At 70.4% G+C, this 24,351-nt stretch carries 25 protein-coding genes, 1 tRNA gene and 1 pseudogene; 13 read left to right on the top strand and 14 right to left on the bottom strand.

Annotated features, from left to right (window positions below; translation table 11 throughout):
* The 4 genes from BUE44_RS26935 (at window position 1) to BUE44_RS38835 (ending at window position 3,304) form a co-directional block, all read left to right on the top strand.
* Complete coding sequence (locus tag BUE44_RS26935) at window positions 1-231, top strand: FitA-like ribbon-helix-helix domain-containing protein (RefSeq protein ID WP_073501589.1); 231 nt, start codon at window positions 1-3, stop codon at window positions 229-231.
* Entirely contained in the window at window positions 228-650 is a 423-nt protein-coding gene (locus tag BUE44_RS26930) for a type II toxin-antitoxin system VapC family toxin (RefSeq protein WP_073501588.1), read from the top strand. Before BUE44_RS26935 ends, BUE44_RS26930 begins: the two co-directional genes overlap by 4 nt.
* Before the next feature lie 702 nt (window positions 651-1,352).
* Window positions 1,353-1,943 carry a Hachiman antiphage defense system protein HamA gene (locus tag BUE44_RS26925; protein WP_143172590.1) on the top strand — a complete coding sequence of 197 codons (591 nt, stop codon included), beginning with the start codon at window positions 1,353-1,355 and terminating at the stop codon, window positions 1,941-1,943.
* A gap of 827 nt (window positions 1,944-2,770) precedes the next feature.
* Window positions 2,771-3,304, top strand: a complete 534-nt coding sequence (locus tag BUE44_RS38835) for a tyrosine-type recombinase/integrase (RefSeq protein WP_235002478.1) — start codon at window positions 2,771-2,773, stop codon at window positions 3,302-3,304.
* 839 nt (window positions 3,305-4,143) lie between these two features.
* Here BUE44_RS38835 and BUE44_RS26910 read toward each other — a convergent pair.
* Window positions 4,144-4,217, bottom strand: a tRNA-Thr gene (locus BUE44_RS26910).
* Window positions 4,218-4,423: 206 nt separating this feature from the next.
* Between BUE44_RS26910 and BUE44_RS26905 the strand changes: the two genes are divergently transcribed.
* From BUE44_RS26905 to BUE44_RS26895, 3 genes are all read left to right on the top strand, one after another.
* Complete coding sequence (locus tag BUE44_RS26905) at window positions 4,424-5,548, top strand: ABC transporter ATP-binding protein (protein WP_073501586.1); 1,125 nt, start codon at window positions 4,424-4,426, stop codon at window positions 5,546-5,548.
* Window positions 5,549-5,765: 217 nt separating this feature from the next.
* A complete protein-coding gene (locus BUE44_RS26900) occupies window positions 5,766-6,194 on the top strand; it encodes a hypothetical protein (protein ID WP_073501585.1) in 429 nt (142 codons plus the stop codon).
* 179 nt (window positions 6,195-6,373) lie between these two features.
* Window positions 6,374-7,114 carry a nucleotidyltransferase family protein gene (locus tag BUE44_RS26895; protein WP_073501584.1) on the top strand — a complete coding sequence of 247 codons (741 nt, stop codon included), beginning with the start codon at window positions 6,374-6,376 and terminating at the stop codon, window positions 7,112-7,114.
* Between the two features lie 97 nt (window positions 7,115-7,211).
* Here BUE44_RS26895 and BUE44_RS26890 read toward each other — a convergent pair whose 3' ends face one another.
* The 6 genes from BUE44_RS26890 to BUE44_RS26865 all read right to left on the bottom strand — a co-directional run bounded on the left by BUE44_RS26890 (window position 7,212) and on the right by BUE44_RS26865 (window position 13,689).
* Entirely contained in the window at window positions 7,212-8,834 is a 1,623-nt protein-coding gene (locus BUE44_RS26890; protein WP_073501583.1) for a DoxX family protein, read from the bottom strand.
* Window positions 8,835-9,022: 188 nt separating this feature from the next.
* Entirely contained in the window at window positions 9,023-9,979 is a 957-nt protein-coding gene (rlmB, locus tag BUE44_RS26885) for a 23S rRNA (guanosine(2251)-2'-O)-methyltransferase RlmB (RefSeq protein ID WP_073501582.1), read from the bottom strand.
* A 98-nt stretch (window positions 9,980-10,077) separates the two neighbouring features.
* Window positions 10,078-11,469, bottom strand: coding sequence for a cysteine--tRNA ligase (cysS, locus tag BUE44_RS26880; RefSeq protein WP_073501581.1), 1,392 nt, complete (start codon window positions 11,467-11,469; stop codon window positions 10,078-10,080).
* A gap of 136 nt (window positions 11,470-11,605) precedes the next feature.
* Complete coding sequence (gene ispF / locus BUE44_RS26875) at window positions 11,606-12,106, bottom strand: 2-C-methyl-D-erythritol 2,4-cyclodiphosphate synthase (RefSeq protein WP_073501580.1); 501 nt, start codon at window positions 12,104-12,106, stop codon at window positions 11,606-11,608.
* Complete coding sequence (ispD, locus tag BUE44_RS26870; RefSeq protein ID WP_073501579.1) at window positions 12,096-12,824, bottom strand: 2-C-methyl-D-erythritol 4-phosphate cytidylyltransferase; 729 nt, start codon at window positions 12,822-12,824, stop codon at window positions 12,096-12,098. Before ispD ends, ispF begins: the two co-directional genes overlap by 11 nt.
* Window positions 12,825-13,206: 382 nt before the next feature.
* On the bottom strand, window positions 13,207-13,689 hold the full coding sequence (locus BUE44_RS26865; RefSeq protein WP_033174074.1) for a CarD family transcriptional regulator: 483 nt from the start codon (window positions 13,687-13,689) through the stop codon (window positions 13,207-13,209).
* Window positions 13,690-14,355: 666 nt separating this feature from the next.
* On the opposite strand from BUE44_RS26865, the gene BUE44_RS26855 reads away from it, so the two are divergent.
* Window positions 14,356-14,973 (top strand): hypothetical protein, encoded by a 618-nt coding sequence (locus BUE44_RS26855; protein ID WP_073501578.1) that lies wholly within the window; start codon window positions 14,356-14,358, stop codon window positions 14,971-14,973.
* A 134-nt stretch (window positions 14,974-15,107) separates the two neighbouring features.
* On the opposite strand, the gene BUE44_RS26850 is transcribed toward BUE44_RS26855, so the two are convergent.
* Window positions 15,108-15,788 carry a response regulator transcription factor gene (locus BUE44_RS26850; RefSeq protein WP_031525271.1) on the bottom strand — a complete coding sequence of 227 codons (681 nt, stop codon included), beginning with the start codon at window positions 15,786-15,788 and terminating at the stop codon, window positions 15,108-15,110.
* Window positions 15,785-17,068 (bottom strand): sensor histidine kinase, encoded by a 1,284-nt coding sequence (locus tag BUE44_RS26845; RefSeq protein ID WP_073501577.1) that lies wholly within the window; start codon window positions 17,066-17,068, stop codon window positions 15,785-15,787. The genes BUE44_RS26850 and BUE44_RS26845 overlap by 4 nt, the downstream gene beginning before the upstream one ends.
* A gap of 225 nt (window positions 17,069-17,293) precedes the next feature.
* Here BUE44_RS26845 and phoU point away from each other — a divergent pair, with 225 nt between their 5' ends.
* Window positions 17,294-17,974 carry a phosphate signaling complex protein PhoU gene (gene phoU / locus BUE44_RS26840; RefSeq protein ID WP_073501576.1) on the top strand — a complete coding sequence of 227 codons (681 nt, stop codon included), beginning with the start codon at window positions 17,294-17,296 and terminating at the stop codon, window positions 17,972-17,974.
* A 129-nt stretch (window positions 17,975-18,103) separates the two neighbouring features.
* Window positions 18,104-18,289: a hypothetical protein gene (locus tag BUE44_RS39850; protein ID WP_073501575.1), complete on the top strand. Its 186-nt coding sequence runs from the start codon at window positions 18,104-18,106 to the stop codon at window positions 18,287-18,289.
* A gap of 199 nt (window positions 18,290-18,488) precedes the next feature.
* Here BUE44_RS39850 and BUE44_RS26830 read toward each other — a convergent pair whose 3' ends face one another.
* Complete coding sequence (locus BUE44_RS26830; protein ID WP_073501574.1) at window positions 18,489-18,875, bottom strand: nuclear transport factor 2 family protein; 387 nt, start codon at window positions 18,873-18,875, stop codon at window positions 18,489-18,491.
* A 511-nt stretch (window positions 18,876-19,386) separates the two neighbouring features.
* Between BUE44_RS26830 and BUE44_RS26825 the strand changes: the two genes are divergently transcribed.
* Window positions 19,387-19,755 (top strand): VOC family protein, encoded by a 369-nt coding sequence (locus tag BUE44_RS26825; RefSeq protein ID WP_073501573.1) that lies wholly within the window; start codon window positions 19,387-19,389, stop codon window positions 19,753-19,755.
* Between the two features lie 31 nt (window positions 19,756-19,786).
* On the opposite strand, the pseudogene BUE44_RS38830 reads toward BUE44_RS26825, so the two are convergent.
* A pseudogene (locus tag BUE44_RS38830) lies at window positions 19,787-19,996 on the bottom strand (IS21 family transposase); the annotation flags it as partial.
* A 30-nt stretch (window positions 19,997-20,026) separates the two neighbouring features.
* Window positions 20,027-20,860, bottom strand: coding sequence for an oxidoreductase (locus BUE44_RS26820; RefSeq protein WP_073501572.1), 834 nt, complete (start codon window positions 20,858-20,860; stop codon window positions 20,027-20,029).
* A gap of 91 nt (window positions 20,861-20,951) precedes the next feature.
* Here BUE44_RS26820 and BUE44_RS26815 point away from each other — a divergent pair, with 91 nt between their 5' ends.
* Window positions 20,952-21,530: a TetR/AcrR family transcriptional regulator gene (locus BUE44_RS26815; RefSeq protein ID WP_073501571.1), complete on the top strand. Its 579-nt coding sequence runs from the start codon at window positions 20,952-20,954 to the stop codon at window positions 21,528-21,530.
* A 158-nt stretch (window positions 21,531-21,688) separates the two neighbouring features.
* Here BUE44_RS26815 and BUE44_RS26810 read toward each other — a convergent pair whose 3' ends face one another.
* Window positions 21,689-22,447: a phosphoglyceromutase gene (locus BUE44_RS26810; protein ID WP_073501570.1), complete on the bottom strand. Its 759-nt coding sequence runs from the start codon at window positions 22,445-22,447 to the stop codon at window positions 21,689-21,691.
* A gap of 108 nt (window positions 22,448-22,555) precedes the next feature.
* On the opposite strand from BUE44_RS26810, the gene BUE44_RS26805 reads away from it, so the two are divergent.
* Window positions 22,556-23,806 carry an MDR family MFS transporter gene (locus tag BUE44_RS26805; protein WP_073501569.1) on the top strand — a complete coding sequence of 417 codons (1,251 nt, stop codon included), beginning with the start codon at window positions 22,556-22,558 and terminating at the stop codon, window positions 23,804-23,806.
* A 28-nt stretch (window positions 23,807-23,834) separates the two neighbouring features.
* Here BUE44_RS26805 and BUE44_RS26800 read toward each other — a convergent pair whose 3' ends face one another.
* Window positions 23,835-24,323 (bottom strand): YbjN domain-containing protein, encoded by a 489-nt coding sequence (locus BUE44_RS26800; protein ID WP_073501568.1) that lies wholly within the window; start codon window positions 24,321-24,323, stop codon window positions 23,835-23,837.
* Window positions 24,324-24,351 lie beyond the last annotated feature (28 nt).

The following is a 24,351-nucleotide window of genomic DNA, read 5'->3' as shown; positions in this document are numbered from 1 at the left end:
ATGACCGCGATCACCATCCGGGACGTCCCGGACGACACAGTCAACGCCTTGAAGGTACGCGCCGCGCAGGCGGGCAAGTCTCTCCAGGCGTACGCCCTGGAACTCCTGTCCCGGGAGGCCGCCAGGCCCACCCTCGCGGAAATGGCAGCACGTCTTGAGCGTGAAACCCGCACAGCGCTCAGCACGACCGACATCCTCAGCGCCATCGAGGACGGGCGGGAACGACGTTGATCGTCATTGACTGCTCCAGCCTTGTTCACTTCCTCCTCGACCACGGGACGACGGGAACCGCGATCCGCGAGCGGGTGGGTCACGCGGACACTCTCGCGGCACCGGGCCTGCTGGACTACGAGATCACTTCGGCCATCTTCGGCTTGGCGCGCGGTCGGCGCGGGGGCAAGCCGAAGATCACAGAAAAGGAAGCCGCCAAGGCGATCACCGACTACCAGGCCCTCGCTCTCGACCTGCACCCGACACTCGCGCTGTGGCCACGGGTACGCGACCTCTCGAGCAACCTCTCCGCCTACGACGCACACTACGTAGCCCTCGCCGAGACCTTCGGCGTACCGCTCATCACCAGCGACGCCAGGATCGAACGCAGCGGCGCGGCCCGCTGCACGATCGAGACCTTCGAGGCAACCACCGCCTGATTCCAGCAACCCCGTTGGACGTGTAAAGGCCGGCGGTCCACGCCGCCTGTGGGGAATCGCGCGCTCGTGAGAAGACCTCGGTGCGCATCAAGGCATCTCAGGAGCAGGGTCAGAGGGCGCGGGGCGGACGGAGGCGACGCCTGCGACGCGGTCACGGACGAAGGGGTTCAAGCACTCCGGCGCTGTGGCCACAGGTTGGCCAAGCTTCCCGGCGTACTACGGCGATCCACCGCTCACCTCGGCTATCCGGGACAAGTCCCCCCGTGGAGTCGTTCAGCCAGTCTCGTCACGTGGTGTCGATGCATGAGGCAGGAGCGAGGGTACGACCAAGGTGTCCGGCCTCGCGCCCATCCCCGAACCGCATCACGTGATCCACAGCACGGCACCTGAACGAACTGACAGAAGTGCGCGCGCTCATGGGGGGTCAAGTCCGCAAAACGGCAGGCAAGCTCTTCCGCTCACTGGCCTAACTCTCACCCCCGAAGTAACCTCACCGCATCGTACGTACATTCGAATCTCCTGCTCCACCGACACCCCTATAGGCAAAATCGTGCAAGGGCGGCCCACAAGCGACAGATCGGGTGCATCATGTATGCCGGACGGGGAGAGTGGGGGAAGATACTTTTACACGGATTCACGGAGTCAACCTGCCCTTCAAGCCTTGCCCGCACGTCTTGATGGCGCTGATGCTGGCAGGAACTCGTGACACGCCCCCGCGCCCTACTCGAAGTTCTCGTTGACGATGCGGGCACCAACCCAGCATTGAGCGGCCTATGTGCCGGATATGAGCTTGGCGAATGGCGACGGCGCGCACTGGCCAACCAAATGTTCACACGCCTCCCAGAGTTTGCCTTGTCGCAGAGCGAGGCCGCTGATTTCGATAGCGAAACAGGCGTCGAAATGCTCAGCCGCGCGGTCAAGAATATCTACTTGACCGACAAGTACCACCGGCGTGGAGAATTCGGCGAACTACTCTTGCATGTGGTTCTCAGAGAGATCTTTGGGACTGAGATCGCAATTAGCAAGATCTTCTTTAAGGATTCCCACAACGACACGGTAGCGGAGCGCGTTCGTGAGCTAAGCAGAGACCTAAACGAATCACCAAGCTCGACAGCAGCGGCGTATCGAAAGGCTTTTGAAGCAGAAATCCGAGCTGGGTGGGAGCGTTTTGCCGCAGCTGGTCTGCCGAGGCGGGTACGCATCCGGCTGATTCTCGTTCCGCTACACGAGAAGAAGACCCTTCTGTCAGACCTCCATGAGAGGCTTAGGGCATGGCAGCAAGCAACGGCTTGACGGTCGGTACCGTCCGAGAATTCATCCGTAGCGCTCCTTCGGGACGCGAATTCGATGTGCTTCAATATGTAGCGAGCCTGATCCCAAGCGAGCGTCACGCCTCCGGCGCTAGAGATCTGCTGCTTCGCGTGTTGGATAATGCTGAGCCGTTTGCGCCTCGCGGCCCGCATGTCCGCTCGTTCGACGATGGCGCGCGGCAACGCGGTCGCTGGTCGGTATCCGGTCATCGCACTTTCCCGTCCTGCCAGTTCAACCGAGTGTGCGTCACACAGGCCCGAAAGAGACCCACCATGGGTATACCCGCGCCGGGGAAGTCGACCTTGCCATCACAGAACGACAGTTGCTGCTCACCGTACGTACCGAGAGGAGCAACCCGATGCCGTCGTCTGCCAGGCCACGTGCCATCCCCTGTAGCGCGAGGCCCCTCCGCCGCCGCGCTGTCCGTATCGAGGAGACCCGATGACGCCGCCGGCGACGCCGGTCGGGTGGGGGACGACGCCTCTGGACCGCATCCGGTACGACGACGTGGCGCAGTGGCTGGCCGACCTGTCGGCCGGGCGGACGGCCACCGGCCGCGAGCTGAGTGCGCGGAGCGTACGGAAGGCGTACGTCGTCCTCAGCAGCGTCCTTGGCTACGCGGTCAAGTCGCAGCGGCTGAGTCACAACCCGGCAGTTGACGTCCCGCTTCCCAGGGCGGCTGAGGCCGAACACGTCTATCTCGACGTGGTCCAGGGGAGGCGCTCGCCGAAGCGGCAGGCCCGTACGGGCTGTTCATCCGGCTGCTCGGCTACACCGGCCTGCGCTGGGGCGAGGCGTCAGCCCTCACCGTGGGCCGGGTGGACGTCGGCGCGCGACGGGCTCACGTGGTACAGGCGTATGTAGACGAGAGGGGCGTCCTCCACCTGGACACCCCGAAGAATCACGAGCGCCGCTCGGTGCCGCTCCCCCGGTTCCTCCTCGGTGAACTGGCCGCTCATATCGACGGCCGCACGCCGGACCAGCTCCTCTTCACCGCACCCCAAGGCGGCCCCTTGCGGATCAGCAACTTCCGCAGCCGCTTCTTCGACCCGGCGGTCCGCGCAGCCGGACTCGGCCACCTCCACCTGACCCCGCACAAGCTGCGGCACACCGCCGCGTCGCTCGCCATCGCCAGCGGCGCCGACGTGAACGTCATCCAGACGATGCTCGGCCACAAGTCCGCGACGCTGACCCTCGACGTCTACGGCCACCTTTTGCCCGACCGCCTCGATGAGGTCTCCGACAAGATGGACGAGCGCCGGGCCATGCTCCTCGCCAGGTCCCAGGCAGTGCTCACAGAGGGCACAACAGCCCTGCGTGGGACGGACATGACGACGGACTGACTCGGCACGCAGGAGCCAGAAAGGGGCCCCGTGCCCAGGCAGGACAGTGCGGCGTCCCGGCCGTCTGCCACATCAGGCTTGGCGTTCAACTCGCTCAGCCTTCTCTGCGCCAGCAGCCAGCACAGGACGACCCTTGAGGTGTCCCTGCCTCACCACTGACGAGGCGTCCGGGGCCTGGCATGATGTGCGCCATGACGCAGACCCGAAAGGCCGATGGCGCGTAAGCCGCCCGGCGCCATCCGTGATCAGCGATGGCCAGCCCGCAGTGATGCTCCCCCTGCCCGCCAGGTTTCGGGCATTTCTCACCGAACCCGGGCAGCCATCGATCAGCTCGAAGCCCGGCATCTCTGGCATGGTGCGGTCGCCGAGGCATTGCACCAATACGAGCGGTTCCTCCAGCAACCCAGCCGATATCTCTATCTGCCTTGGGACGATTGCCCCTGCTGCGATCCGACAGAGGCCCGGGACACCCTCGAGCAGGCACTCCGGCGACTGCCGCCCGCAGCCCGGGTAGGGCTCCTCAAGATCGTCACCCCGTTGGATGCAGAGTTCCTTCGCCGCACCCTGCCCGACCCTGTGGCCGCGTCCATCAGCCCGTGGCATGCCGAAGCGTGGTGGCGGCAGAGAATCCGGGAGAGATGACACCCGCGCTGATATCAGGCAGCTTCCTGCTCGCCTGCCCCCGGTTGCAGCCCCCGACCACGGCACGGCGGCAGCCCGACCGACGGGTGGACCGCTCCGGCGCCGCGGACCGGTGCGATGTGTGCTGAATGTGTGCCGGGCGCCCCGGCCTCGCCGACCGGGACCGGGCGAAGGCGCCCTGACCAGGCAAGAAAAAGAGCCCCCTGTCGGGTTCGAACCGACGACCTACGCTTTACAAGAGCGTCGCTCTGGCCAGCTGAGCTAAGGAGGCGCGAGGAGCATTGTAGCGGGCGGGGCAGGGGGAGGGTGGGGAAAAAGTGGGTGGGGGGCTGGTGACAAAACGGGGAACGTGCAGGTAGCGTCACCGGGAGTCCGTGGGATGCGGACTGGGGACCACTGAAGCGGCACCAAGAGACCTGCTTCCTTTACTCGGATCGTCCGGCACGTTCCTGCCGGTGAAGGGACTGTGTAACAGTCATGGCTACAGTCACGTTCGACAAGGCGACCCGGATCTACCCGGGTGGCGACAAGCCCGCGGTGGACGGGCTCGACATCGAGGTCGGGGACGGCGAGTTCCTGGTGCTGGTCGGGCCTTCGGGTTGCGGCAAGTCGACCTCGCTCCGGATGCTCGCGGGGCTCGAGGACGTCAACGCCGGGGCGATCCGGATCGGTGAGCGGGATGTCACGCACCTGCCGCCGAAGGACCGCGACATCGCGATGGTGTTCCAGAACTACGCGCTGTACCCGCACATGACGGTCGCCGACAACATGGGCTTCGCGCTCAAGATCGCCGGCGTCAACAAGGCGGAGATCCGCAAGCGGGTCGAGGAAGCCGCGAAGATCCTGGACCTGAGCGACTACCTGGCGCGTAAGCCGAAGGCGCTCTCCGGTGGTCAGCGCCAGCGTGTCGCGATGGGCCGGGCGATCGTCCGGGAGCCGCAGGTCTTCCTCATGGACGAGCCGCTGTCGAACCTCGACGCGAAGCTGCGCGTGCAGACCCGTACGCAGATCGCCAGCCTCCAGCGCCGACTGGGCGTCACCACCGTCTACGTCACCCACGACCAGGTCGAGGCCATGACGATGGGCGACCGCGTGGCGGTGCTCAAGGACGGTCTGCTGCAGCAGGTCGACAGCCCGCGCAACATGTACGACAAGCCGGCCAACCTCTTCGTGGCGGGCTTCATCGGCTCCCCCGCGATGAACCTCATCGAGGTCCCGATCGTCGACGGCGGCGTGAAGTTCGGCAACGCGCTGGTCAACGTCGAGCGTGACGCGGTGCAGGCGGCGGCCGACAAGGGCGACCGTACGGTCACCGTCGGCGTGCGGCCCGAGCACTTCGACATCGTCACCGGCGACAGCGACAGCAAGTCGCTGTCCAAGGACGCCCCGGCCGGCCTGGCCGTGACCGTCAACGTCGTCGAGGAACTGGGCGCGGACGGCTACGTCTACGGCTCGGCGAAGGTCGACGGCGAGGAGAAGGACATCGTCATCCGCGTCGGCGGCCGCGCGATCCCCGAGAAGGGCTCCGTGCTGCACGTGGTGCCGCGCGGCGGCGAGACGCACGTCTTCGCCACCTCCTCCGGCGAGCGCCTCAGCGACTGACGCTCTGCGCCAAGAGGGCCGGGCGGTACGTGGGTTGCCACGTACCGCCCGGCCTTTTGCGTGCTCGCCCCGGGCTCCGCGCACCCGTCGCATACATACGCATAACCGGCCTTTCGAATCCGTTCGTCAACACCCGAACACCCCCGCAGGCGATTTCACTCCCTCGGGAGGGTGACTAAATGTCGCCAAATCATCACCAGTCGCTACGATCCGAGGCGTGAACCAGGTAGCTCGCCGTCTCGGCAAGACATTCGCGCTCGTTCTCCCGGTCGTTCTCGTGCTGTCGGGAACGCTCGCCGTCACCCGCGTCCCGTGGGCCGTCTCCTCCTCCGACGCGCAGGTGCTCACCGCCTCCGCCAAGAGCAAGCAGGAAGTGGCGGCGGAGGCCGCCGCAAAGGCACCGCAGGAGGTGCTGCGTACGCGGCTGCTGGCCGAACTCCAGCAGAAGGACCCGGGAGTGGCCCTGACCGACCTCCAGGTCGCCATGGCCCACCAACCGTCGCTCGCCAAGTACTGCGCGTCCATCGCGCGTTCGCTGGGCCGCGCCGCCGTGGCGAAGTACGACGGCGCCACACAGCGCGCCCAGTCGTGGTCGCGGCCGGTGTGCGACACGTCCTTCGCGACGGGCGTCGCGTCGGTCGGCTGATCGGGCCGACCGATATAGCCCCACCGACCACGCCGGTTGATCCGCCCCGACCGATCCGGCCGGGGCGGAAGCCGGCGTGCGCGCGGTCCGCGCGTACGGTCCGCGACGTACGGGCCGCGCGTACGGGCGGGCGCCGCACCCCGCCTTCCGCGGCAGCGGCCGTCGCATAAGGTCGCCGCATGACGCACGACACCATTGCGCACGAGGTCAACCCGGTCACGCAGGCCGTCATCCTGGCGGGAGGCCAGGGCTCGCGGCTGCGCCCGTACACCGACGACCGGCCCAAGCCGATGGTCGAGATCCCGGGCACGGGCATGCCGATCATCGGCCACCAGCTCGCGTGGCTCGCCGCCGAGGGCGTCACCGACGCCGTCGTCTCGTGCGGGCACCTGGCCGAGGTGCTCCAGGAGTGGCTGGACAGCACGCCGCTGCCGATGAAGGTGACCACCGTCGTCGAGCGCGAGCCGCTCGGCCGCGGCGGCGGCCTGAAGTACGCCGCCGCGTCGCTGCCGCGGCCCGAGGAGCCGTGGTACGCCACCAACGGCGACATCTGGACCCGCTTCTCGCTGCGCGACATGGCCGCCTTCCACGAGGAGCGCGACGCCGTCGCCACGCTCGCCCTCGCCAGGCCGCGCATTCCCTGGGGGGCCGTCGAGACCAACGAGTTCGGGCAGGTCCTGGACTTCATCGAGTCCCCGCCCTCCCCCTTCCTCATCAACGCCGGCGTCTACGTCTTCGCGCCCGACTTCACGGCGATGCTGCCGGACCTGGGCGACCACGAACGCACCACCTTCCCGCGCTTGGCGCGCGAGCGCCGGCTGGCCGGCTACCCCATTCCGCAGGGGGCGTACTGGCGGGCCATCGACACGGCCAAGGACCTCCGCGAGGCGGCCAGGGAGTTGGGCGCGGCGCCCGTCTGACGGGTGGGCGCCCCCGCCGCCGGACGGACCGGCTCGCACCGACGCGAATCCCCGCGCCCTGGCAGGGCGCGGGGATTCGCGGGTGCTGCGGGAACGGTCAGGCCGAGGGCGCCGAGGGTTCCGGGGGGAGGCCGAGGAGAGGGGCGCCGAGGAGGCCGCCGATGGCGCCCTGGGTGGGCTTGGCGGGCGGCGGCGGGGGTGGCGGGGCCGCCTGGGTCGGAGGGGCCGGGGGCGGGGGCGGCGAGGCCGCGGAGTGGCCTCCGGAGGTGCCCGAGAAGTGGCTGGTGCCGGTCGTGGACGTGCTGCCGGGTGTGTGGGTACGCCCGGGGGCCGTGGTCGGCGCCTGGGTCGACGCCACCGCGTCCGGCTGCTTCTTCTTGGCCTTGGCCGACTTCGTCGGCGACGGCGAGGTCGGCACGGAGGAGTCGCTCCCTGAGACCTCGGGCAGCGGTACGCCGGGCAGGTTGTTGACGGGCGGGGCCGTCGGGCCCGCGGGGCGCTGCTCCGGGGCGCTGGTGGCCCTTACCGCCGCGCCCAACACGGAGCCGAGCAGCAGGGTGATGCCGACGATGACCGTACCGAGCACCGTGCCGCGCCGCAGGACGTAGCGGCGCAGGTCCCACAGGCCGACCCGCGGGCCGAGGCGGCGCCACGCGTCGCCGGCGAGCTTGCCGTCGATGGAGTAGACGGGGGCGCCGGCGATGACCAGCGGGCTCCAGGCGGCGAGGTAGATGAAGTCGGGGGCGTCGTAGACCGGGACGATGCGCCAGCTCACGGTGACGAGCAGGGCGATGGACAGGGCGGCGCCGAAAACGGCGGCGACCCGCTGCCACAGGCCGCAGACGGTCAGGACGCCGACCACGACCTGGAGGAAGGCGATGCTCAGGCCGGCGCCCACCGGGTGGTTGAGCGCGGCATTGCGCAGCGGTTCCGCCGCCGCCCAGGGGTGCAGCGAGGCGAGCCAGGTGACCATGGAGCCGCGTTCGCCGCCGTCGAAGTAGACGCGGTCGCAGAGCTTGCCCATGCCGGCGTAGATCGACACGAAGCCGAGGAAGATGCGCAGGGGCAGCAGCACGATGCCGAGGTTCATCCTGCGGCCCGGATACCAGGCGTGCTTGACGAAGTCGCCGTTGCTCTTGCGCGGCCTGCGCTCGGTTTCGGCGTCGCCATAGGCGCCGCCGCCGCCGTAGCCGCGGCCATGTACGCCGCCGTCACCATGTGCGCCGCCGCCGCTACGTACGCCGCCGCCGCTATACGCGCCGCCGCGGGCATGGGTGCCGCCGCGGTAGCCGACCACCGGCTCGTCGTCGTACGCGCCGCGCGCCGGCCGTACGCCGCTGAGCAGGCCGGTCGGGGTCTGGCCGCTGCGCGGCCCGACGACGGTCGGCGCGGCGGGCGGCAGCACCGTGGTGTCGTCGATCCGCGGCAGCACCTGGGTGGCCGCGCCCGGGGCGCCCTCGGCGGTGCCGGCCCGCCGTACCGCCTGCAGAAGCTCGCCGGCCAGCGGGTCGCCGGGCTCGGTGCGGCCGGACCACACAACCGGCGCGAGCTTGCGGCGGCCGGAGGCTCCCGCGGCGCCCGCGTGCTGCGGGGCGGCCGCGATGCGGCTGGCGTCGCCGAGTCCGAGGGAACGGGCCGAGGTCCGTCCCAGCTGCACGCGGAAACTCGCGTGGGTGACGATGACCTGGGCGGGATCGCTCGGCACCCGTGCCATCGTCATGACCGGGTCGAATCCGGGCGTCCCTCCCCCTGTGGAGGGGCGGGGTGTTCTGGTGTCCACGCTCATCTAACCGAGTGACGAACGTTTAGGACACTGCCGGACGTCGCCCTTGATGTCCGAGACGCGTCAATCGTGTCGAGCCCGTATGATGCGCTCCCGCACGCCCCGACGGCCGGATCCGGGGCCGTTCAGGCCCGGCGCCGCGCCGCCTCGTAGAGCACCACGCCCGCCGCCACACCGGCGTTCAGCGACTCGGCGGCGCCGCCCGGCATCGGGATGCGGACCAGCAGGTCGCAGGTCTCGCCGACCAGCCGCGACAGGCCTTTGCCCTCGCTGCCGGCGACGATGACGACCGGGCCGGTGAGCGCTTCGAGGTCGTACAGCTCGACGTCGCCGTCGGCGGCCAGGCCGATGACGGTCAGACCCGCCTTCTGGTACGCCTCCAGGGTGCGGGTCAGGTTGGTGGCGCGGGCCACCGGGACGCGGGCCGCGGTGCCGGCCGAGGTCTTCCAGGCACCCGCGGTCATGCCCGCGGCACGCCGCTCGGGCACCACGACGCCGTGGCCGCCGAAGGCCGCGACCGAGCGGACGACGGCGCCGAGGTTGCGCGGGTCGGTGACACCGTCGAGAGCGACGATCAGGGCGTCGTCGCCCTGGCTGGACGCCTCGGCGAGCAGGTCCTCGGGGTGGGCGTACTCGTACGGCGGGATCTGCAGCACCAGGCCCTGGTGGTTCAGGCCGGCGGTGATCCGGTCCAGCTCGGGCCTGGGGGCTTCGAGCAGCGGCACCCCGCGGTCGGTGGCCAGGCGCAGCGCCTCGCGCACCCGGTCGTCGTTGTCGATGAACTGCTGGACGTAGACGGCCGTCGCCGGGATGTCGGCGCGCAGCGCCTCGACCACCGGGTTGCGGCCGACGACCATCTCCGACGTCGACTTGGCGCCGCGACCGGACGGGCGGCGGGACTGGCCCGACACCCGCCGGGCCTGCGCGGTGGCGACGCGGTTCTTCTTGTGGCCCTTGCGCGCCTCGGCGGGCGGCGTCGGGCCCTTGCCCTCAAGGCCCTTGCGGCGCTGCCCGCCACTGCCGACCGTGGCGCCCTTCTTGTTGGACGTACGGCGGTTCCTGCGCTGGCTGTTGCCGGCCATGGGGCACTCTCACTTCTGTCTGCGTCTCGACGTTGCTACGTCTCCACGTCTGCGCGTCGAATGTCGTTGTACGTGGGGGGCGGGCGGCGGCGGGGCGGTCAGCCCCGCAGTGTCCACCGCGAACCGGTCGGGGTGTCCTCGATCTCCAGGCCCGCCTGGACGAGCTGGTCGCGGATCGCGTCCGCGGTCCCGTAGTCCTTGCGGGACCGGGCGGACTGCCGCTGCTCGAGCACCAGCTGCACCAGCGAGTCCACGACGCCGTGCAGGTCGTCCCCGCGGTCCGCGCCGGTCCAGTGCGGGTCCAGCGGGTCGAGGCCCAGCACTCCGAGCATCGCACGGACCTCTGCCAGCCGCGCGACCGCCGTCTCCTTGTCGTCGGCGGTGAGCGCGCTGTTGCCCTGCCGGACCGTGGTGTGCACGACGGCCAGCGCCTGCGGGACGCCCAAGTCGTCGTTCATCGCCTCGGCGAAGGCCGGCGGCACCTCTGCCGCGGCTTCCACGTGCCCGGCCTTCTCCACGACCCGCTGCACGAAACCCTCGATGCGCGCGAACGCGGACTCGGCCTCCCGCAGGGCCTCCTCGCTGTACTCGATCATCGACCGGTAGTGCGGGGTGCCCAGGTAGTAGCGCAGCACGATCGGGCGCCAGCGCTGCACCATCTCGGAGACCAGCACCGAATTGCCGAGCGACTTGCTCATCTTCTCGCCGCTCATGGTGACCCACGCGTTGTGCACCCAGTAGCGGGCGAATTCGTCGCCGTACGCCTTGGACTGGGCGATCTCGTTCTCGTGGTGCGGGAAGATCAGGTCGATGCCGCCGCCGTGGATGTCGAAGACGCCGCCGAGGTACTTGTGCGCCATCGCCGAGCACTCCAGGTGCCAGCCGGGCCGCCCGCGGCCCCACGGGGTCTCCCAGGACGGCTCGCCCGGCTTGACGGCCTTCCACATCGCGAAGTCGCGGCGGTCGCGCTTGCCGGTGTCGACCTCGCCCTCGGCCGCGCGCAGATTGTCCAGCTCCTGGTTGGACAGCTCCAGATAGCCGGGGAAGGAGCGCACGTCGAAGTAGACGTTGCCTTCGGCGACATAGGCGTGGCCGTTCTCGATGAGGCCGCGCATCATCTCGATCATCTCCGGCACATGGCCGGTGGCCCGCGGCTCGTATGTGGGCGGCATGCAGCCCAGCACGTCGTAGCCGCTGCTGAAGGCCCGCTCGTTCTCGTACCCGATGGACCACCAGGGGCGCCCCTGGTCGGCGGCCTTGCGCAGGATCTTGTCGTCGATGTCCGTCACGTTGCGGATGAAGGTCACGTCGTAGCCGCGGTGCCGGAACCACCGCTGCATGATGTCGAAGTTGAGCCCCGACCTGATGTGCCCGATGTGCGGTGCCGCCTGCACGGTGGCGCCACACAGGTAGATCGAGACACAGCCCGGCGTGAGCGGGACGAAGTCACGGACCTGGCGCGCGTTGGTGTCGTACAGGCGAATAGTCACGCCATCCAGGGTAGTGGGCGTCAGCCCGTGCCCAGTCCGCTCCGACACGGCCGGAAACGACATCGGCCATTTCGGCGGCGTGGCGCCGGCGTGACGGTGGCCGCCGCGCCCGTACGGCGGCGGCCCGCCGTGCAGGTCAGCGGAGCGGGGCGACCAGGGCGGTGGCGATCGCCGCGAGGCCGTCGCCGCGGCCCGTGAGGCCGAGACCGTCCGTGGTGGTGCCGGAGACGGAGACCGGGGCGCCCACGGCCGCGGCCAGGGCGGACTGCGCCTCGGCCCGGCGCGAGCCGATCTTCGGGCGTACGCCGATGACCTGGATCGCGACATTGCCGATCCCGAAGCCGGCCGCCCGGACGATCCTGGCCGCCTCGGTGAGCAGGGCCACCCCGGAGGCGCCCGCCCACTCGGGGCGGTCGGTGCCGAAGTGCGCGCCCAGGTCGCCGAGCCCGGCGGCGGAGAACAGCGCGTCGCAGGCCGCGTGCGCGGCCACGTCGCCGTCGGAGTGGCCGGCGAGGCCGGCCGCCGCGCCCTCCCAGTGCAGCCCGGCGCACCACAGCTCGCGGCCCGCCTCGAAGGCGTGCACGTCCGTGCCCACGCCGACCAGCGGCAGGGCGCCCGCGGGGAAGTCAGTGGCCATTGGCCCGCCTCCTGGCGAGTACGGCCTCGGCGAGGACGAGGTCCAGCGGCCTGGTGACCTTGAAGGCCTCCTCGTGGCCGGGCACGACGAGGACGGGGACGCCGAGCTGCTCGACCATGCCGGCGTCGTCCGTGACGTCACCGGTGACCGTGGCGTGGGCCTTGGCCAGTATCGCCCGGTCGAAGCCCTGCGGGGTCTGCACGGCCCGCAGCAGGGCCCGCTGCGGGGTCCCGGTGACCTGGCCGGTCTCCGGGTCGACGCTCTTGACGGTGTCGGCGAGCGGCAGGCCCGGCACGACGGCGGGGGCGCCGCCCCTGACCGCGTCCACGACGGCCTCGACGGTCTCGACGGGCACCAGCGGGCGGGCCGCGTCGTGGACCAGGACGACGTCGACGTCGTCGGGCAGCGCGGCAAGGCCGAGCCTCACGGAGTCCTGGCGGGCGTCACCGCCGGGCACCACCCTTATGTCGGTCGACTCGGGCAGCCCGTTCGCGTCGAGCAGCGCGCGGACCTCGGCCGCGCCCTCCGGCGGGGCGACGACGACGATGACGGTGACGGCCCTGGCGCGGGCCATCGCGCGGACGGCGTGGACCAGGATCGGGACGCCGGCGAGAGTACGCATCGCCTTGGGCGCGCCGGGGCCTAGCCGGACACCACGTCCGGCGGCGGGAATGACGGCTGCGGTACGCAGGTTTGTGTCCTTGGATGAGATGGGTATCGCTTGGAGGTGCCCCCGGGCCGAACGGCCGGGCGGCGCCCCCGGGCGAAGTCAGGGGGTGGGATCACCGGGCGAAGCCCGGGGAGCCAGGGCGCGGTATTCCGGAGGACCCCTTCCGTGAAGTCCTCCGGGAAGACCGTAGCGCCCACTGCGAGCGTAGGCGTTGCGTATGCCGTGACGAGGGCGCACGGCACGGTGCGCCCGTCGCCGCGCGCGGAGTCATTGCATGCCGCAGCACCCGGCCGTCATGCTGAGCCGGGTGCCGCGGCAGGGTCCCTCGGGGGTCGTCCGAGGGCTGCGTCTGCGTTAGTCAGTACGTCACGACAGCGTGGGTGTGGGCGCTGGAGGGACGCGACACGAGAACGTCCGGAAAGGGACGGTCTTACGACGCGAGGACTTCGTCGAGCAGGGCCTCGGCCTTGTCCTCGTTGGTGTTCTCGGCCAGTGCGAGTTCGCTGACCAGGATCTGCCGTGCCTTGGCGAGCATGCGCTTCTCGCCGGCCGACAGGCCGCGCTCGCGCTCGCGGCGCCACAGGTCACGGACGACTTCCGCAACCTTGATGACATCGCCGGAAGCGAGCTTCTCCAGATTTGCCTTGTATCGGCGGGACCAGTTGGTCGGCTCTTCGGTGTACGGCGCGCGCAGCACCTCGAAGACCCGATCCAGACCCTCCTGACCGACCACGTCGCGCACGCCGACGAACTCCGCATTGTCCGCGGGAACGCGCACCGTCAAGTCGCCCTGAGCGACCTTGAGCACCAAGTAGGTCTTGTCCACGCCTTTGATCTGGCGAATTTCGATAGCCTCGATCAGCGCGGCCCCGTGATGGGGATAGACCACGGTGTCGCCAACCTTGAACGTCATGTGACAGGTACCCCTTCCGTGGCTATCCAGGGTAACACGGGAACGCCCTCATCTGAATGGCGTTTTCGCAGGTCAGGGCATATCTCGGGGCTTGACAAGCGCCCCTGGGACGTGCTGGAGGGTGCCACGGGCACGCGGTATCCGCAGGTCGGAGCGGGTATACGGCGGAGCGGAAACCCACTCGCCACGGCCCGGGAAGTCACGGAACAGCGGTCGATACGTCCGGGTTCGTCACTCCCGCGCGAGTGGATCATCGCTGCTCCGTTCGGGTTCCCGGGCGTTGAAGATCCAATTTTGCACGTTCATGGAAATCCCCCGCGCGCCCTCCGGCGTCGGTCCACCGGTAATCACACGGCGGTAATGCCGGAATACATTGCGAACATGTTGCGTACGGCTCCCCGGGGCGGCCGCTCGGCGCTCCCGGCCTGCTCAGCGGCGTACGGAGGCCAAAGCGCCGGTCGAACACCGCTCGAACGCCGGTCGAACAGCGCGCGGCGGGCGACCGGATCGGCGGGCGGGTCGGCGGGCGGGTCGGCCCGCCGGCGCGGGACCGGTCGGGTGAGGGCGCGTCACGGAGGGACCACCCGGTGTGTGGGCGCGGGAGCGGCTCGGTAATCTAAGGCCGCTGGAAGATCGTCAGAATCTGCCCAAGGAGATGCCGCCGCCGTGGTCCGCAGCTTCCGACGCGGCGCCCTCGCCGCCGCCGTCGTCGCGCTCTCGCTCGCCCCGCTCGCCGCCTGCGCGGCCGGGAACGGCGCACAGTCCCTGAAAGTCGAGCCGGACAGCCAGTCGGCGAGGGTCGGCGACATCCAGGTGCAGAACGCCTTCGTCCTCACCGCTCCCAGCGGCCCCGCCACCGTCTCCGCCCGGCTGTTCAACAACGGCTCGGCCGACCAGACGTTGCAGGCCGTCCAGCTCGCCGGCGGCCTGTCCGCGAAGCTGTCCGGCGCGAACGGCGGCGCCACGATCACCGTCCCCGCGCACGGCACCGTGCTGCTCGGCGGCCAGGGCAACCCGGCCGCGACCATCGACACCGGCGCCGAGTCGCTGCGCGACGGCGACGTGCAGCACGCGGTCTTCAACTTCAGCTCCACCGGCGCGGTCGCACTGCCGATCAACGTGACACCCGCGGCCGGCTTCTTCGAGCCGTACGGCCCCAGCTCGCTGCCCTCCTCCGCGGCCCCGAGCGCCACGGCCACGCCGACCGGCACCGCGACGCCCGGCGGCACGGCCACCCCGAGCGGCTCCGCGACGCCGACGGGCAGTGCCACGCCGACGCCGTAAGCGGCGCTATATACCCCGGAGAACGCCGGTAAGGGTCCGACGCCATGCGCCGGACCCTTACCCGTACGCCCCCGTACGGCCCCTCACCCGTAGGACCCCCGTACGGCCCCTTCGGCTGCGGTTTGCGCTGCGGTTTACGGCTCGAACTTGTAACCCAGACCGCGGACCGTCACCAGGTAGCGCGGCGCCCCCGGGTCGGGCTCGATCTTGGCGCGCAGCCGCTTGACGTGGACGTCGAGGGTCTTGGTGTCGCCGACGTAGTCGGCACCCCACACCCGGTCGATCAGCTGCATGCGCGTCAGCACGCGGCCGGCATTGCGCAGCAGCATCTCCAGGAGGTCGAACTCCTTCAGCGGCAGGTCGACCTTGCCGCCGCCGACCGTGACGACATGCCGGTCCACGTCCATACGGACCGGGCCCGCCTCCAGGGCGGCGGGGGAGATCTCCTCGGGCTCGCCGCGGCGGCGCAGGACCGCGCGGATGCGGGCGACCAGCTCCCGCGAGGAGAAGGGCTTGGTCACATAGTCGTCCGCGCCTATTTCCAGGCCGACGACCTTGTCGATCTCGCTGTCCTTGGCGGTGACCATGATCACCGGGACATTGGACTTGAGCCGCAGCTGGCGGCAGACCTCGGTGCCGGGCAGCCCCGGCAGCATCAGGTCGAGAAGTACCAGGTCGGCGCCGTTTCGTTCGAACTCGTCCAGCGCGTCGGGCCCGGTCGCGGAAATGGCGACCTCGAAGCCCTCCTTGCGGAGCATGTACGACAGCGCGTCGCTGAAGGACTCCTCGTCCTCGACGACGAGTACGCGTGTCACGGAAGGACCTCCGGGGCGGGGATGTGTTCGGGGAGGGTCTGGAACAGCTGGTCGTCCGACGGCTCGTCGGCCGGTTCCGCGTCCGCTTCGGCATCCGGGTCGGTGCCGGGCGGAAGCGCGCGGTCGCGGGCGATCCCGCTCTCGGGAAGCCGCAGTGTGAAGGTGGAGCCCTGGCCTTCCGCGCTCCACACGGTGACCTCGCCGCCGTGGGTGGCGGCGACGTGCTTGACGATGGACAGGCCGAGCCCGGTGCCGCCGGTCGCCCGCGAGCGTGCCGGGTCGACCCGGTAGAAGCGCTCGAAGACCCGGTCGCGGTCCTTCTCGGAGATGCCGATGCCCTGGTCGGTGACGGATATCTCGATGAGATCGCCCCCGGCCGCGGCGATCCGGCGTCCTGCTATCCCGACCCGGGTGCGGGCCGGGCTGTAGTTGACGGCGTTCTCGACGAGATTGCCGAGCGCTGCCGCGAGCTGGCCCCGGTTGCCCCAGATGTAGAGGTCGGGGGTGGTGCCGGTGGCCATGGTGATCTGCTTGGTGTTGGCCTGGTGCCGGCAGCGGTCGACGGCTTCGGTGACCAGGTCGTCCACCGCCACCGGCTCCGCGTCGTCCAGCAGATCGTCGTCCTGCACCCGGGACAGGTCGATGATTTCCTGCACCAGGCTGGTCAGCCGGGTGGCCTCGATCTGCATCCGGCCGGCGAAGCGGAGGACCGCCTCGGGGTCGTCCGAGGCGTCCATGACAGCCTCGGACAGCAGCGACAGGGCCCCGACCGGCGTTTTCAGCTCGTGGCTGACATTGGCCACGAAATCCCGCCGTACCGCCTCGATCCGCCGGGCCTCGGTGAGGTCCTCGACCAGCAGCAGCACCAGCCGGGAGCCCAGCGGTGCCACCCGGGCGGAGACCGCGAGGCCTTCCCGGCGGCCCATGCCGCGGCGCGGAAGATCGAGTTCCACCTGGCGTATCTCGCCGTCCCGCCGGGTCTCACGAGCCATCTGCAACATCTGGTCGACGGCCAGCCGGCCGCCACGTACCAGTCCCAGCGCATATGCCGCCGAGCTGGCCTTGACCACGGTGTCGCCCTCGTCCAGGACGACCGCCGACGAGCTCAGTACGGACAGCACGGTGTCCACTCCCGGGGGGAGCACGGCGTCCGTGTGCAGTGCGGTACGGGTCGGGCGGGCTTGCTCCCGCTCGCTCCAGCGGAACGCGAGCACGGCGATCACGCCGGTCAGCAGACCGGCTATCGCACTGGCTGCGGCGACTGCCGCGTTCACGTCCATGGCCCCAGGGTAGGTGGCCTGCGCAAGCGTTCCACAGGGCTGAGAGCTACCTCTCGGACGCACGTTGCCAAGAGTTCACCTTCACGTAGGTGCTGATTAACTCAGGGTGCGCGGCGGGTACGCCCTGGGCCAGCAGCGTGGCAGCGTGGAGGACAAGCCTCGTACATGCCTCTGTACAGGCCTGGGCACAGCCTGAGTACATTCTGCACATATGGAAGGAACGCGATGCGGGACGCATACCACGAGGAGCTCGACTCCATAGGTGACGGGCTCGTCGAGATGGCCAGGCTGGTCGGCTCGGCAATAGGCCGCGCCACCACCGCGCTGCTCGACGCGGACCTCAATATCGCGGAAAGCGTGATAGCCGCCGACGAGAAGGTCGACGACCTCCAGCGCGAACTGGAGACCCGGGCGATCAACCTGCTGGCCCGCCAGCAGCCGGTCGCGACCGACCTGCGGATCGTCGTCACCAGCCTGCGCATGAGCGCCGACCTGGAGCGCTCCGGCGACCTGGCCCGCCACGTCGCCAAGCTCGCCCGGCTGCGCTTCCCCGTCTCCGCCGTGCCGAACGACCTGCACAGCACCATCCTGGAGATGGGCCAGCTCGGGCAGCGGCTGATGGCCAAGGCCGCCGAAGTCGTCATCACCAAGGACGTCGATGACGCGCTGCAGCTCGAAGCCGACGACGACCGCATGGACGAGCTGCACCGCGCCCTCTTCCAGCACCTGCTCGACGACCGCTGGAAGCACGGCATCGAGACCGCCGTCGACGTCACCCTGGTCGGCCGCTACTACGAGCGCTTCGCCGACCACGCCGTCTCCGTCGCCAAGCGCGTCGTCTACCTGGTGACCGGCGAGCACGTCGGCGCGATGTCCCCGGCCCCGACCGAGGTGGAGGGCGCGTAGTCGGCGCTTAGCCCGTTCGGGGGGCGTGCGGGTGGCGTGCCAGTGGGCGATATGCCCTTGTGCGCCCTTGATGCGCGGTGATGTGGGGGAGTTCACTGGTGAGCAGCTAAGCCTGAGGAGGGCGCACTGATGCCGGAGACCCCCACGCCCAAGCACGTAGCCGTACGCGTTCCCGTAGGAGACCGTCCGACGCCCGATTCCGCGACCGCGCTGCGGACCCCGCTCCCGCAGCTCGGCGCCTGCGGCTGCGGCTCGGGCTGCGGCTGCGGCTGCCAGTCCGGCGCCCCGTGCCAGTGCGGAGGCTGCACGGGCTGAGCCCCGCGCCTTCGCCGCGTACGCATCGCGCACACGTGCCCCCGACCCGCGGACCGACCGCGGCCCGGGGGCACGTATGCAGCGAAGGTTACTTCGTGCCGGGAGCGCGGCCGGCGGCGGCACGGCCGGGGCGGTCCGGGCGGGGCGGGGCGGTCCGGGCCGGCCGGGCGGTGGCCCTTCGCCGGGCGGCGGCCCTTCGCTAGTCGAGGACCGCGCCGGCATGGGCGGCGAGGACGCGCCAGGAGCCGTCCGCGTGGACCCAGGTGCGCGTGTAGAGGAGCCGGGCGCTGAAGGGCTGACCCGCGGCGACCCCCTGGAGGGTGACCAGCACGCGGGTGACCCCGGTGGACCCCGCGACCGTCACCTGCACGTCCTCCTGGTCGAATATCTCGACGACCAGGCTCCGCGACCGGTGCGCCTCCAAGTCCTCATCTTTCGTCACCGAATGGCCGTCGGGCCCCGTGTAGACGACCCGGTCGTCCAGCAGGAGGTCCAGCGCGTCGACATCACCCGAGAGAACGGCGGACTGCAGCCGCGCCTCGGCGTCCCGGAGATCGGCCTCAAGCCCCGCCTGATCGTTCGTCATCCCCCGATCCACTCACCTCGGTAGACCATGGCGCAACCCCTTTCGGAGGGACCTGGGGTGCTCGCAGCGGCGGAGGAGGCGGCGCCGAGGGCCTTTCGCGCCGTCGTCGCCTCAGCTCGGCGAAGAAGCCGGCCGCCACCGTGACAACGGGAAAGAGCGCCACCTGACGCCACGTCTCATGGTCCCACCGGTGGATGGCCGCCATCCCGAGGCCGCCCCACCCGACCCAGAAGACGACCGTCAACAACAGGCGCACGCGCTCGCTCATCCAGTCCCCCGCCGCCGCCCGGATCACTCGGGGCCGTTCCCCGAACGCTCGTAGGCGCGGCGCCTGCTTACCGTTCCTCGCCGCCGGCAGGCAACCAAGGGGCAGGAAAGACAACGCTCAGGGCGGCCGCCTGCGCAGTCCGCGAGGTAGCCCGGTGGTTCTTGGTTCTGCCGATGAGTTCACCGGGCGGGGACGGTCTACCCACCGACAGGACCGTTCTCGACAGTTCTCCGCAGGAGTGCCATGTCCACCATCCAACCGGTGATCGTGACCGACGACCACGACCGTCTGCTCGGCTTCTATACGGAGTTGTTCGGCGCCGAAGAGTTCTTCCGCGTACCGGCGGAAGGCCCGGCCTTCTACGTCGGCTTGCGCATCGGCGACACCGACCTCGGGCTGGTGGCCCGGGAGGACCCGGGGACGGGGGCGTCGCCGCGGGTCCTGCTCAGCATCGAGGTCGACGACGTCGACGAGACGCTCAGCCGAGTGCCGGCACTGGGCGGCTCGGTCGGCGGCGCCCCCAACGACATGCCCTGGGGCCAGCGCGTGGCCCACATCCAGGACCCCGACGGCAACCCGCTGAACCTGACCCATCCGATCCCGCCCCGGTGAGGCTGCTCCGGGCATGGGGGCACGGACGAGCGATCCGCTGCGGGCCCGGCGCGACCTGTACCTCCGGCTCCGGGAACCACACGTCGCACTGCGCGATCTCGCCGGGTTCGTAGGACATCCGGTCGACCGGACCAATGCCGACGTACTCCGGCCGAATCACGGCCGGTTTCTTCGTCAGCGGCGACATCGAGCAGGGCCGGCCGATCCGCTCGGCGATCACCGGCCCCGGCATCCTGGGCCATCCGTCAGCATCCCTACGTCTCCCGGTGGTTCAGCGGGGCAGGCCGACGGCGCGGGAGATGACGGTGTCGAAGGCGCGGTCGGGCAGGATCCGCCGCAGGGCGATCAGGGGGCGGGCTCCGAAGCCGGTGGCGTAGCGGGTCTTGGGGCGGCGCGCGGTGACGGCCTTGCCGATGGCGTCGGCGATGACGGAGGGAGGGGAGTTGCGCTTGGCGTTGGCCTCGGAACGCAGGGAGGAGGCGACGGCTGCGGCTTGCGCGGTGTAGGCGCCGCTGGTGGTGGCGGACTGCTCCAGCTTGTCGGCGGCGATGGCGCCCCATTCGGTGGCGATGCCGCCGGGTTCGATGACGACGACGACGATGCCGAAGGGCTTGGCCTCCAGGCGCAGGCAGTCGCTGAGGGCTTCGAGGGCGAACTTGGTGCCGTGGTACCAGCCCCCGAGCGGGGTGTAGATCTTCCCGCCCATGGAGGTGACGTTGACGACGGTGCCGGAGCGCTGGGTGCGCATGTGGGGCAGGGCGAGCTGGGTCAGGCGGATCGCGCCGAAGACGTTGACCTCGAACTGGTAGCGGGCTTCGTCCAGGGGGACGTCTTCCAGCGCGCCGTAGGAGCCGTATCCGGCGATGTTGGCGAGCACGTCGATGCGGCCGGTCTCGGCGACGATCTTCTCGATGCCGGTCCGCATGGAGTCCTCGTCGGTGACGTCCATGGCCAGTGGGTGGACGCCGTGCCCGGCGAGCTTTTCGAGACGGTCGGTGCGGCGGGCTGCACCGTAGACGGTGTAGCCGAGTTCCTGCAGCTTGAAGGCGGTGGCCTCGCCGATGCCGGAGGAGGCACCGGTGACGAGAGCGGTCTTGGCGGGCATGGCGGGGTCCTCACGGTTAATATGAACTCAGGTTCACTATCTATCCTGAACCACAGTTCACCTTGACGCAAGTGGAAGGGCAGGCACCTCCGTGACCCAGTCCAGGGCGCCGCGCGCCGATGCGGTCCGCAACCGCAAGAAGATCCTCACCGCCGCCGGCGGGCAGATCACCGCCCATGGCCCCGACGTGGGGATGGACGAGATAGCCGCCGCCGCGGGCGTGGCCGTCGGCACCCTGTACCGGCATTTCCCTACCAAAACCGACCTGGTCGCCGCCGTCGTCGCCGAATACGTCGCCCGCGTCGCTGACGATGCCGAGGCCGCGCTCGCCCGCGTCACCGACGGCGCCGGCCGCGCCCTGGACGAGCTCATCGGGTTCCTCGGCCGCGTCGTCGAGCAGTCCGTCACCGACCGCGCAGTCAAGGCCGCCGCGCAGACGCTCGGGGCGGAGCCGGGCAACCGGGCCGACGAGGACCGTGCGGGCTGGGCCGTCGCCGGCCTCATCCGGGCCGGGCAGGCCGACGGTGACATCCACGCGGACGTCACCGTCAACGACATCTACCTGCTGTTCTCCACCGCACCCACCGACCAGCCCCCAGCCGCCCGCGTCCGCTGGCTCGCCCTCGTCACCCCGGGACTGACCACGCAAGCCCGGCAGGCGAAGAGCTGACAAGTCCATGTCGGCGGGGCCTCGGCTGATGGTGCGGGCTGAGGGTGGCCGTCACCCTGTAGCGGTGCACCCGGCTCCCTGCTCGGGCAGCCCGGGACGCCAGACGCCCCCGCCCCGCGGAGAAGACCGCAGGTCGGGGGCGCTTCGGCGGAGAAGTGTTACTTCTTGCCCTGGTTCTTGACCGCCTCGATCGCCGCCGCTGCGGCGTCCGGGTCGAGGTAGTGGCCGCCTGGGGTCAGGGGGCGGAAGGAAGAGTCGAGGTCGTAGGCGAGGGGGATGCCGGTGGGGATGTTCAGGGCGGCGATGTCCGCGTCGGAGATGTTGTCGAGGTGCTTGACCAGGGCGCGCAGGGAGTTGCCGTGGGCGGCGACCAGGACCGTGCGGCCGGTGAGGAGGTCGGGGACGATGCCGTCGTACCAGTACGGGAGCATCCGGGTGACGACGTCCTTGAGGCACTCGGTGCGCGGGCGCAGCTCCGGGGGGATCGTCGCGTAGCGCGGGTCGTCGCTCTGGGAGTACTCGGCGCCGTCTTCGAGGGGCGGCGGCGGGGTGTCGTAGGAGCGGCGCCACAGCATGAACTGCTCCTCGCCGAATTCGGCGAGGGTCTGCGCCTTGTCCTTGCCCTGGAGGGCGCCGTAGTGGCGCTCGTTGAGGCGCCAGCTGCGGTGGACCGGGATCCAGTGGCGGTCGGCGGCCTCCAGGGCCAGCTGCGCGGTGCGGATCGCGCGCTTCTGCAGTGAGGTGTGGACCACGTCGGGGAGCAGTCCGGCGTCCTTGAGGAGCTCGCCGCCGCGCACCGCCTCCTTCTCGCCCTTGTCGTTGAGGTTCACGTCGACCCAGCCGGTGAACAGGTTCTTCGCGTTCCACTCGCTCTCGCCGTGGCGGAGCAGGATCAACTTGTACGCAGCAGCAGCCATGCGTCCGAGCCTAATCGAAATGCCGTGGCACCTCACGACCGCCCTCTGTAATATGCGCTGAGCACCAGCGCCTGTTACTAGCGCCTGTTACTGAACGAGGGGGAGCCCGTGGCGGCCATCAGCCGAGCGGTACGCGAGACGACCGGCGGCCTGCCCCGGCAGTTCTGGTGGCTGTGGACAAGCACCCTGGTCAACCGGCTCGGCGGCTTCGTCGTCACCTTCCTGGCGCTCTACCTCACCGTCCAGAGTGGCTACTCCCCCGCCTACGCGGGCCTGGTCGCCGCCCTCTTCGGGCTCGGCGGGGCCGCGGGCGCGGTGCTCGGCGGGGTGCTGGCCGACCGGGTCGGCCGGCGGGCGACGCTGCTGGCCGCTCAGCTCGGGGCTGCGGTGACCACCGCCGTGCTCGGCTTCGTCACCGGGCCACTCGCCATCGCCGCCGTGGCCACCCTGGTCGGCCTGACGGGCAACGCCTCGCGGCCCGCGCTGTCCGCGATGATCGCCGACCTGGTGCCGGCCGCGGACCGGGTCCGGGCCTTCTCCCTCAACTACTGGGCCATCAACATCGGCTTCGGCGTCTCGGCCGCCGCCGCCGGCTTCATCGCCGCCGAGGGCTACCTGTGGCTCTTCCTCGGCGACGCCTTCACCACCGCGCTGTGCGCGCTCGTGGTCTACGCCAAGGCGGCGGAGACGCTGCCGGCCGCGCCGGCCGCCGCGGACGGACCCCGGGAGAACGTCACCCTGGTCGACGTCATGCGTGACCGGCGCTTCATGGCGCTGGCCGGGCTGACCTTCCTTTTCGCCGTGGTGATGCAGCAGGCCAGCTCCACGCTCGCTGTCGACATGGGGCAGCACGGGCTCAGCGCGCGGCAGTTCGGGCTGGTCGCCGCCGTCAACGGCGTGGTGATCGTGGTCCTCCAGATGCCGGTCACCCGGGCGCTGCGCGGCCGCAGCAGCGCGGTCCTGCTCGGCGCCGGCTCGTTCGTGCTGGCCTGGGGCATCGGCCTGACGGTCTTCGCCACCTCGGTCGCCGTCTACGCGCTGACCGTCGTCGTCTGGACGCTGGGCGAGATCGTGCACGCCCCCGCCGCGATGTCGGTGGTCGCCGACCTCGCCCCGGCGCACGCGCGCGGCCGCTACCAGGGGATGTTCACCCTCGCCTGGTCCGCCGCCGCCTTCGCGGGACCGCTGGCCGGCGGCGTGACCCTGCAGTACCTCGGCCGCGACACCGTCTGGCTCGGTTGCGCCGCCCTCGGCACGGTGGCCGCCGCCGGCTACTACCTGCTCCTGCGGCCGCGCACCGCCCCGCTCCAGGCGGCCGTCACGCCGGACGCCGCGCACCGCGACCTGCCGGTCCGGTAAGCCGGCCCCCGGCCGAGGCGCCGGAAGGTCAGTCGACCTCGCTCGTCAGGTGCGTGAACGCGGCAAGATTGCGGGTGGACTCGCCGCGCGACACCCGCCAGGCGTACTCCCTGCGGATCGAGGACGCGAACCCCAGCTCCAGCAGGACGTTGAAGGACCCGTCGGCGTTCTCCAGGACCGAGCCGAGCAGCCGGTCGACCTCCTCCGCGGTGACCGCGGCCAGCGGCAGGCGGCCGCTGAGGTAGACGTCGCCGAGGTGGTCGATGGCGTACGTGACGCCGTAGAGGCGCAGGTTGCGCTCCAGCAGCCAGCGGTAGAAGGCCTCGTGGTTCTCGTCGGGGCGGCGCACCACGAAGGCGTTCAGGGAGAGGGTGTGGCGGCCGACGATCAGCTGGCAGGTGGTGGACAGCTTGCGGGTGCCGGGCAGTTGGGTGACGTACGTGCCGGGCCGCGGCGACTCCCACGGCAGGTCCGACTCGCGCAGCACCTGCTCGATCACGCGGCCCGCGGCCGCCATGCCGGGGTCCGCGGGACCGCCGTCCGGG

It is taken from the genome of Actinacidiphila paucisporea, assembly GCF_900142575.1.
Classification (GTDB): Bacteria; Actinomycetota; Actinomycetes; order Streptomycetales; family Streptomycetaceae; genus Actinacidiphila; species Actinacidiphila paucisporea.
This window is presented reverse-complemented; position numbering and strand designations above follow the sequence as displayed.

Excerpts from the sequence above, each read along its gene's own strand:
- BUE44_RS26935 (WP_073501589.1), top strand. The coding sequence starts at position 1 with ATGACCGCGATCACCATCCGGGACGTCCCGGACGACACAGTCAACGCC.
- BUE44_RS26905 (WP_073501586.1), top strand. The coding sequence starts at position 4,424 with ATGGCTACAGTCACGTTCGACAAGGCGACCCGGATCTACCCGGGTGGC.
- BUE44_RS26895 (WP_073501584.1), top strand. The coding sequence starts at position 6,374 with ATGACGCACGACACCATTGCGCACGAGGTCAACCCGGTCACGCAGGCC.
- BUE44_RS26890 (WP_073501583.1), bottom strand. The coding sequence starts at position 8,834 with ATGACGATGGCACGGGTGCCGAGCGATCCCGCCCAGGTCATCGTCACC.
- rlmB (WP_073501582.1), bottom strand. The coding sequence starts at position 9,979 with ATGGCCGGCAACAGCCAGCGCAGGAACCGCCGTACGTCCAACAAGAAG.
- ispF (WP_073501580.1), bottom strand. The coding sequence starts at position 12,106 with ATGGCCACTGACTTCCCCGCGGGCGCCCTGCCGCTGGTCGGCGTGGGC.
- BUE44_RS26865 (WP_033174074.1), bottom strand. The coding sequence starts at position 13,689 with ATGACGTTCAAGGTTGGCGACACCGTGGTCTATCCCCATCACGGGGCC.
- BUE44_RS26845 (WP_073501577.1), bottom strand. The coding sequence starts at position 17,068 with ATGGACGTGAACGCGGCAGTCGCCGCAGCCAGTGCGATAGCCGGTCTG.
- phoU (WP_073501576.1), top strand. The coding sequence starts at position 17,294 with ATGCGGGACGCATACCACGAGGAGCTCGACTCCATAGGTGACGGGCTC.
- BUE44_RS39850 (WP_073501575.1), top strand. The coding sequence starts at position 18,104 with ATGCCGGAGACCCCCACGCCCAAGCACGTAGCCGTACGCGTTCCCGTA.
- BUE44_RS26830 (WP_073501574.1), bottom strand. The coding sequence starts at position 18,875 with ATGACGAACGATCAGGCGGGGCTTGAGGCCGATCTCCGGGACGCCGAG.
- BUE44_RS26825 (WP_073501573.1), top strand. The coding sequence starts at position 19,387 with ATGTCCACCATCCAACCGGTGATCGTGACCGACGACCACGACCGTCTG.
- BUE44_RS26820 (WP_073501572.1), bottom strand. The coding sequence starts at position 20,860 with ATGCCCGCCAAGACCGCTCTCGTCACCGGTGCCTCCTCCGGCATCGGC.
- BUE44_RS26810 (WP_073501570.1), bottom strand. The coding sequence starts at position 22,447 with ATGGCTGCTGCTGCGTACAAGTTGATCCTGCTCCGCCACGGCGAGAGC.
- BUE44_RS26800 (WP_073501568.1), bottom strand. The coding sequence starts at position 24,323 with ATGGCGGCCGCGGGCCGCGTGATCGAGCAGGTGCTGCGCGAGTCGGAC.